Source organism: Skermanella sp., from assembly GCF_059503625.1.
In genome coordinates this window covers 1-7,948 of record NZ_JCACHA010000879.1, presented here as the reverse complement: position 1 = coordinate 7,948, position 7,948 = coordinate 1, and the positions used below count along the sequence as shown (strand labels likewise).

General features: G+C 65.5%; 7 protein-coding genes. 3 read left to right on the top strand and 4 right to left on the bottom strand.

Annotation, left to right across the window (positions count from 1 at the left end; all coding sequences use genetic code 11):
- Both tehA and AC5JJ6_RS32020 read right to left on the bottom strand, forming a co-directional pair.
- A partial coding sequence (tehA, locus tag AC5JJ6_RS32025; protein ID WP_496045929.1) for a dicarboxylate transporter/tellurite-resistance protein TehA occupies positions 1-905 on the bottom strand: 905 nt, incomplete at its 3' end.
- Positions 906-1,081: 176 nt separating this feature from the next.
- A complete protein-coding gene (locus tag AC5JJ6_RS32020) occupies positions 1,082-2,104 on the bottom strand; it encodes a TRAP transporter substrate-binding protein (RefSeq protein ID WP_496045928.1) in 1,023 nt (340 codons plus the stop codon).
- Between the two features lie 199 nt (positions 2,105-2,303).
- Here AC5JJ6_RS32020 and AC5JJ6_RS32015 point away from each other — a divergent pair, with 199 nt between their 5' ends.
- From AC5JJ6_RS32015 to AC5JJ6_RS32005, 3 genes are read left to right on the top strand one after another with little or no spacing between them, the layout of a single operon-like run.
- Positions 2,304-3,113, top strand: a complete 810-nt coding sequence (locus AC5JJ6_RS32015; RefSeq protein WP_244619508.1) for an enoyl-CoA hydratase/isomerase family protein — start codon at positions 2,304-2,306, stop codon at positions 3,111-3,113.
- Between the two features lie 32 nt (positions 3,114-3,145).
- On the top strand, positions 3,146-3,964 hold the full coding sequence (locus tag AC5JJ6_RS32010) for an SDR family oxidoreductase (RefSeq protein ID WP_496045927.1): 819 nt from the start codon (positions 3,146-3,148) through the stop codon (positions 3,962-3,964).
- A 48-nt stretch (positions 3,965-4,012) separates the two neighbouring features.
- Positions 4,013-5,218, top strand: a complete 1,206-nt coding sequence (locus AC5JJ6_RS32005; protein WP_496045926.1) for an ABC transporter substrate-binding protein — start codon at positions 4,013-4,015, stop codon at positions 5,216-5,218.
- 51 nt (positions 5,219-5,269) lie between these two features.
- Here the strand turns inward: AC5JJ6_RS32005 and AC5JJ6_RS32000 are convergent, their stop codons facing one another.
- Both AC5JJ6_RS32000 and AC5JJ6_RS31995 read right to left on the bottom strand, forming a co-directional pair.
- On the bottom strand, positions 5,270-6,259 hold the full coding sequence (locus tag AC5JJ6_RS32000; RefSeq protein ID WP_496045925.1) for a flagellin N-terminal helical domain-containing protein: 990 nt from the start codon (positions 6,257-6,259) through the stop codon (positions 5,270-5,272).
- 202 nt (positions 6,260-6,461) lie between these two features.
- Positions 6,462-7,727, bottom strand: a complete 1,266-nt coding sequence (locus AC5JJ6_RS31995) for a UbiH/UbiF/VisC/COQ6 family ubiquinone biosynthesis hydroxylase (protein WP_496045924.1) — start codon at positions 7,725-7,727, stop codon at positions 6,462-6,464.
- Positions 7,728-7,948 lie beyond the last annotated feature (221 nt).

Sequence of the window (7,948 nt, the reverse complement as noted above, 5' to 3'; positions counted from 1 at the left end):
AGCAGGATCGCCCCGATGATGACGTTGGCGGCGGCGAACAGGGGAAGGGCCATGACGGCGACCGGTCCGGAATAGCCCTTCTCGATGAACCGCAGGGCCGCCAGCGGCAGGGCGGAAACCGCGAAGGTATAGGCCCAGTATCCGGCGGTGAAGGACTGTACCCGGAGCCACGGGACCAGCCGGATCATGATCGCCGCCTGGAACAGCGCGTAGCCGAACAGCATCTGAGCCATGACGTCGGGCGGTCCGGCGGTTACGCTCAGATAGGCGACGCAGCCGACGGCCGGCGGCGCCAGATGGATGCCGAGCGTGGTCCTGAGGGCGGGCGCCAGTTCCGGCAGCATCATGAGGCGGTGGACGATCAGGCTTTCGAGCACGATCCACGATATGAAGCCGCCGCCGAAGAACAGGATGCCCCGATCCGCATGTCCGAAGGCCGAGAGCGCTATGGCGCTGACGAAGCCGCCGCCGACCGTCGGCATGTAGAGCACCGGCGTCGTCGTTTCCGGCGCACGCCCTCCCTGCCAGATGCCGCCCATGCCATAGGCGCTGAACACGACCTGTCCGGCGACGCCGGCCATGCACAGAACCCAGGCAGCATACGGCAGCATCGGCGCCAGCACGATCGACACGATCATCGACGAGACCGGCAGCAGCGCCAGGAAGAAGCCCTGGACTGGATGCCGCGCCTCCGCGACGGCCTCTTGCCGTGCCCAGAACCACTTGCCGGCATACAGGACCAGCAGGGTTGCCCAGATCAGCGCGGCAAGCACCGCCAGGACATCGCCGACGACGGCAGGAGCCTGCCAGATCCTGCCGGCGGTGCGCCACCCGTTCGACAGTCCGCCCAGTCCCAGGATCATCCCGAACAGCGTGACCGGAACCGTTGGGAGGGAAAAGGACAACGCGTCACCCGGCTCGAGGAAAAACAGGAAGCGCATGGGTGTAGACGCGCGGCATCCGGAGCGTCAAGGAATGCTACGCTCCAATCTGCTCAAAACGATCAGTATTTCTCAATGGGGCGGAACTGGGGCGGACCGTTCGGATGTCCGCCCCGCACACCATCTTTGCCGCCCGCGCCTTAGTTCTTGCCGGCGCGGATCTTTTCCAGTTCCGCCATCATCTCCTTGGCGCCGGCTTCGCCGAACTCCTGGATGAACTTGGCGGAGACCGGCTTGACGGTCTCGCGCAGCTTGGCGGTTTCCTCGTCCGACAGGGTGGTCACCTGGATGCCCTTGGACTTGATCTCCTCCAGCGCCGTGGCGTCGAAGGCGCGGATGGTCTTGCGCTCGAAGGCGGTCGCCTCGTTGGCCGCTTCGGTCAGGATCTTCTGCTCGTCGGGGCTCAGCTTGTCCCAGAACTTCTTGCTGATCAGGAAGGCCCAGACGCTGTAGATGTGGTTGGAGATGACCGTGTGCTTCTGCACCTCGTAGAACTTGGAGGCGATCAGGGTCGCCAGCGGGTTTTCCTGGCCGTCGACCGTCCCCGTCTCCAGGGCGGTATAGACTTCGGGGAAGGGCATCGGCAGGGCGTTGGCGCCCAGCGCCTTGAAGGTGTCGATGAACAGCGGGTTCTGGATGACGCGCAGCTTCAGGCCGCTGATGTCCTCCGCCTTGTTGATCGGATGCCGGTTGTTGCTGATCTGGCGGAAGCCGTTCTCCCAGAAGCCCAGACCGATCAGCCCCTTCTCCGGCAGCTTCGCCATCAGCTTCTGGCCCCAGGGGCCGTCCAGCAGCGCGTCGGCTTCCTGCGAGGAGTTCAGCGCGAAGGGCAGGTTGATCAGGCCGAACTCCTTCAGGCCGGCGATGCCGACCAGCGTGGAGGTGTCCGGGATCGTCATTTCCTGCGTGCCGCCCTGGAGCGACGAGACCATGCTGACGTCGTTGCCCAGCAGGCCGCCGGCGAACAGCTTGACCTTGATCTTGCCGTCGCTCTTCTGCGACACCAGTTCGCCGAACCTGGCGACCGCCTGGCCCTGCGGGTGATCGGCGGTCAGGCCGATGCCGACCTTGATGTTGCGTTCCTTGATGTCCGCCGCACCGGCCGGTGCCGCTGCCATCAGACCTGCAAGCAGTACGCCGGCGTAAAATTTAGCCCGTTTCATCGGGTGTCTCCCCCAGAATTACCAGTTGTGCAAAAGCCATGTGCGGTTGCGTCGTGTTTAAGCGAAGCCCCCGGTATGTTCAATTAGTCCAATGGTGCATTGTTCCTGCCCCTGCTTATTTCCTCCGGCTGTTGAGGACGGACGAGCCAAAGGTTACCTTCGTCACACATCGAGAAATGCCGCAGCCGAGGAAACCGCCGTGACCACTGACATCAACGATCGGGTACTGCTCGACATCGAGAACGGCGTCGCGACGCTGACGCTCAACCGGCCGAACGCCCTCAACGCCCTCGATCCGGCCCTGGCCGAAGCGCTGTCCGCCGGCCTGTCACGCTGCGAGGAGGACGATACGATTCGCGCCGTGGTGCTGCGCGGCGCCGGCGAGAACTTCATGGCCGGCGGCGACATCAAGATGTTCGCCGGTCTCCTGAACGAACCGGACGGCCCCCGGCGCGGCTATTTCGAGCGCCTGATCCATCAGGTCCACGCCTCCATCCTGATCATGCGGCGCATGCCCAAGCCCGTCGTCGCCAGCGTGCGCGGGGCGGCGGCCGGATTCGGCGTCAGTCTCGTGCTCGCCTGCGATCTGGCGCTTGCCGCCGACGACGCGGTCTTCACGCTGGCCTATTGCCACATCGGCGTCAGCCCCGACGGCGGCTCCACCTTCCATCTGCCGCGCGCGGTCGGCATGAAGAAGGCGATGGAGATCGCCTTGCTGGGCGACCGCTTCAGCGCCACCGACGCCGAGAGCGCCGGGATCATCAACCGCGCCGTCACCTCCGCCAACCTGGAGGAAGAGACACTGAAGCTGGCCAGCCGGCTTGCCGCCGGACCGACCCTGGCCTATGGCCGGACCAAGCAGCTGCTCAACGCGGCGCTCGACAGCAGCCTGGAGACCCAGCTTCAGGCGGAGGCCGAGCGGTTCGCCGCCAGCGCCCTCACCAAGGACTTCGCGGAGGGCGTCACCGCCTTCGTCGGCAAGCGGAAGCCGGTCTTCACCGGCCAATAAACAATAGAATCCTATTGGGAGAAGGTTTCACCATGGCCGATCTGTCCGGCAAGACCCTGTTCATCACCGGCGCCAGCCGAGGCATCGGCAAGGCCATAGCGCTGCGGGCGGCCCGCGACGGCGCCAACATCGTCATCGCCGCCAAGACGACGGAGGCGCATCCGAAGCTGCCCGGCACGATCCACAGCGCCGCCGAGGAGATCGAGGCGGCGGGCGGCAAGGCGCTGGCGCTTCAGGTCGACATCCGGGACGAAACCCAGATCGCCGACGGCGTCGCCCGCGCGGCCGAGCATTTCGGCGGCATCGACATCCTGGTCAACAATGCCAGCGCCATCAGCCTGACCGGCACGCTGGACACGCCGATGAAGCGGTTCGACCTGATGATGGGCGTCAACGCGCGCGGCACCTTCGCCACCAGCCAAGCCTGCATCCCGCACCTTAAGCGGGCGTCGAACCCGCATATCCTGATGCTGTCGCCACCGCTCTCGATGCAGCAGAAGTGGTTCGCCCCGCACACCGCCTATACCATGGCCAAGTATGGCATGAGCATGTGCGTGCTGGGCATGAGCGGGGAGTTCCAGGGCGACGGCATCGCGGTCAACGCCCTGTGGCCGCGCACCCTGATCGCGACCGCAGCCCTCGCGATGATCCCCGGCGTCGATCCGGGCATGGGCCGCAAGCCGGAGATCGTCGCCGACGCGGCCCATGCCATCCTGACCCGCGACAGCCGCACCTGCACCGGCAACTTCTTCATCGACGACGAAGTTCTGGCGCAGGAAGGCGTAACCGACCTGAAATCCTACGCGGTCGATCCAGATAAGGCCCTGCTGCCGGACCTGTTCCTGGACTGACGGTTTTCTACGGATCGACCGTCCGGCGAAGGGAGGAAAACAACACCGATGAAGACGCCCATGATCAAGCGGAAGACCTTTATGGCGGCCTGTGCCCTCGGCCTTGGCCTCCTGACGGGAGGAGGCGCCCCGGCCCATGCCGCCGACGTCGCGATCGGCTATATCGGCCGCCAGGAACCGCCGCGCGAGCCGCTGTCCTTCGTGGAACCCGTCCTTGAGGACGAGGGACTCCAGGGCGCCCAGCTCGCCCTCAAGGACAACGAGACGACCGGCCGTCTGCTCGGGCAGAACTTCACCCTGGAGGAAGTCATCGTCGAGGAAGACGGCGATCCCGCCGCAGCCGCCCGGGAGCTGCTGGGGCGCGGCGTCAAGTTGATCGTCTCCGACCTGCCGGCCGATGCCCTGCTCGCCATCGCCGATCTGCCGGAGGCCAGCGACGCCCTGATCCTCAACGCCCGGGCGCGGGACGACGGATTGCGCCGCGACAAGTGCCGGGCCAACGTGCTTCACACGATGCCCAGCCGCGCGATGCTGGCCGACGCGCTCGGGCAGTACCTCGTCTTCAAGCGCTGGACCCGCTGGTTCCTGGTGGAAGGACCGGGCGAGGGCGACAAGAAGTACGCCGATGCGATCCGCAGGACCGCCAAGCGCTACAACACCAAGATCGTCGAGGACAAGCCCTGGACCTTCGAGACCGGCAACCGCCGCACCGACAGCGGCGCCGTCAACGAGCGCGACGCCATCCTGGGTTTCACCCAGGTCGGCGACTACGACATCCTGATCGTCGCCGACGAGGAGGACCAGTTCGGCGAGTACCTGACCGACCGCACCGCCCGTCCGCGTCCGGTCGCCGGCACGCAGGGCCTTACCCCGACCGCGTGGTCGCGGGTGACGGAGAACTGGGGCGCCACCCAGCTACAGCGCCGGTTCGAAAGGCAGGCCGACCGGACCATGACGGAACGCGACCATACCGTCTGGCTGGCCGTCCGCACCATCGGGGAAGCCGCGACCCGCACGAATTCCGCCGATCCCAAGACCATCGAGGGCTTCATCCGCAGCCCCGATTTCGCGCTCGGCGGCTTCAAGGGCCAGCCCCTCAGCTTCCGTCCCTGGGACGGCCAGTTGCGCCAGCCGATCCTGATCGCCAACCCGCGCATGCTGGTCTCGGTCTCCCCGCAGGAAGGTTTCCTGCATCCTGTGACCGAGCTGGACAGCCTGGGCGACGACAAGCCGGAAACGCAGTGCAAGTTCTGATTGCCGAGGTCCGAGCGGCTAAGCGGCCGGCGCGCTTTGCGCCGGCCGGCGTCAGACCAGCATGCCCAGGACGACCCTGTTGCTGTTCTGGGTGATCGCCAGACCCTGCCGCGCCATCTCCTGCTTGACCTTGTAGGCCTGGAAACGGGCGCTTTCCTTGGTCATGTCGGCGTCGATGATCGACCCAAGACCACTCTCGCTGGCGGCCGCGATGTCGGTGTTGTAGTTGATGAAGTTGTCGACGCTGCGCAGGTCCTTGAACAGCCCGTTCATGACGCGGCTGAGCGAATCCTCGAACTGCGAAAGCTTGTACGGGCTGCTGCCGCTGTCGTCGATCATCGCCGCCGCCCGCGCCGCATCGGGCACCGGGATGGTCTGCAACTCGCTGGGGACGCCCTGGCTGTTCGTCACCGGGGTATCGCCGGTGTTCAGGAACACCTTCGCCCATGACTGGGCAAGGTCTTCCTTGTTGCGGGCTCCCGCCGTCGCATTGGGATCGGTGAAGCCCGGCAGCGTCATGCTGCCGCCCGTCGTGTCGTAGTCGCCGATGGCGGTCTGCCGGCCTTCGACGTTCGCCACGACCTTATGCGGCGCCGTGTAGATGCTGTTGTAGTAGTCGCCGTCCGAAACCAGCGACGTGCCGTCCTTCATGATGGCGTTGTAATGATCCAGGATCTCGCCGGCATATCGCTTGTAGCGGACCTCGTAGTTCGTCCGCTCCTGGCCGACCAGCGACGTGTCCGCGAGCTTGGTCAGCGTCCTGCGGACTTCGGCGGTCAGGCCTGACATCACCGAGACTGCCTCGGTCGTGCGGTAGATCGAGTCCTTGGTGGCGTTCAGCCGTTCGTTGACCGCGTTGATCGCCTTCACGTTGGTATCGATGCGCAGCGACGTCGCATAGGAAGCGCCGTCGTCATAGGCGGTGGATATGGTCTTCCCGGAGGCGAGTCGCGATTCGACCGACTTGGTGAATTCCGCTGCCATGCCCAGCGACCGCAGGGCAGTCATCTGCACGGCATTGGTATGGATCGACATCGACATGACGAAGCCTCCGAACTTCCGGACCGATCACGTGTCCTCAGCCAGGGACGGCGGCGGCCGGGAGCTATCCTGGGCCGGCAGCAAATGCCGACCGGTAGATTCCACCGATAGGTAAAATCTGCCTGGGTCATTTTTGCCCATCAAGATTTAAGGCTTCGTGAACGGGCCGGAAAAGGTCCCGGCCCGCCAAGCGGTTATGTCTCTACAGCGGCTCTCCCCTGATCATCCGCGGCAGCTCGCCGACCATCCCCATGGCGTGCCGCATGAAGAACTTCTTGAGCGGCGGCATCCGGTTGACCGCCGCCATTCCCAAGTCGCGCGCCAGTTTCAGCGGACCGAAATCGTTGGAGAACAGGCGGGTGAGCAGGTCGGTGACCGTGATCAGCGTCAAATTGTCGAAGCGGCGCCAGCGCTCGTACCGGGCCAGCGGTTCCGGGCCGCCGACATCCAGCCCAAGCCTGTGGGCATCGACGATGACTTCCGCCAGAGCCGCGACGTCGCGCAGGCCCATGTTGAGGCCCTGGCCCGCGATCGGGTGCATCGCATGGGCGGATTCGCCGACCAGCGCCAGCCGCTGCGCCACGTAGCGTTCGGCATGCAGCACCGACAGCGGCCACGCCGACCGCTTGGTGACGACCCGGATCGGACCCAGCCAGGAGCCGACCCGCTTCTGAAGCTCCGCCGTGAAGGCCGCGTCCGACAGGCCCATATACATCGGCACGCGCGACTTGTTCTCGCTCCACACGATGGAGGAGCGGTTGTCGGTCAGCGGCAGGATCGCGAAGGGACCGCCCGGCAGGAACTTCTCGACCGCGACTCCGCCGTGGGGCTGGTCGTGGGCGATGTTGCAGATCATGGCGCTCTGATCGTACTTCCAGGTCACGACGCCGATGCCGGCCTGCTTCCGGCAGAAGGAGTTCTTGCCGTCGGCCCCGATCACCAGCCTCGCCTTGACCACCCGCCCGTCGGACAGGGTGACGCGCGCGCCCTTGGCGTCGCGGTCGATCCGGGTGACCTGGGCCGGAACGATATGGCGCAGCCCCGGCAACTCGGCGACGCGGGCGAAGAGTGCGCGGCGGATCACGATGTTGTCGGCGATCCAGCCGAACGGGCCGATCCCGACATCCTGGTGATCGTAATGGAGGAACAGGGGCGACTCCTGATCGACCACGCGGATGTCCAGGATCGGCTCGGCGTCCTCCGCCATGTGCGGCCAGACCCCGGCGCCTTCCAGCACCCGCTTGGAGCAGAAGGCCAGCGCCGTCGTCCGGCCGTCGAAGTCCTGCTCCATCTGGGTCGGCGGCGTGTCGCGGTCCAGGCAGATCACGGGAACGCCGGCGCTCGCCAGCGCCGCCGCCAGGGTGAGGCCGGCCAACCCGCCGCCCACGATAACCACATCGGTCGTCATCTCGAGCGAGTCGGTGGTTGCTTCGGCCGCAACGGGCCGCACGGTGTCTGATGTCGTCATGATTAGCAAAATCGGCCGCCGGCCCCCGGATGTCCAGCGTGTCTTTAGGACGCATCGGGAAGTGAAGTTCCAACGGATGTGATTAAATAAAATGCATATAATGTCTATAAATTAGGCGACTTAGCCGAAAGGGCTATGCATCGCGAAGCGGCCATGCGACGTTTCCGGTGAATCGACGCCCCGGCACGCTTCTTGAAGACCGGGTCGTCCCAGTATGGTCG

What these genes read in the sequence shown, in the direction of transcription:
- AC5JJ6_RS32020 (WP_496045928.1), bottom strand. Translation starts at nt 2,104, where the DNA reads ATGAAACGGGCTAAATTTTACGCCGGCGTACTGCTTGCAGGTCTGATG.
- AC5JJ6_RS32010 (WP_496045927.1), top strand. Translation starts at nt 3,146, where the DNA reads ATGGCCGATCTGTCCGGCAAGACCCTGTTCATCACCGGCGCCAGCCGA.
- AC5JJ6_RS32005 (WP_496045926.1), top strand. Translation starts at nt 4,013, where the DNA reads ATGAAGACGCCCATGATCAAGCGGAAGACCTTTATGGCGGCCTGTGCC.
- AC5JJ6_RS32000 (WP_496045925.1), bottom strand. Translation starts at nt 6,259, where the DNA reads ATGTCGATGTCGATCCATACCAATGCCGTGCAGATGACTGCCCTGCGG.
- AC5JJ6_RS31995 (WP_496045924.1), bottom strand. Translation starts at nt 7,727, where the DNA reads ATGACGACATCAGACACCGTGCGGCCCGTTGCGGCCGAAGCAACCACC.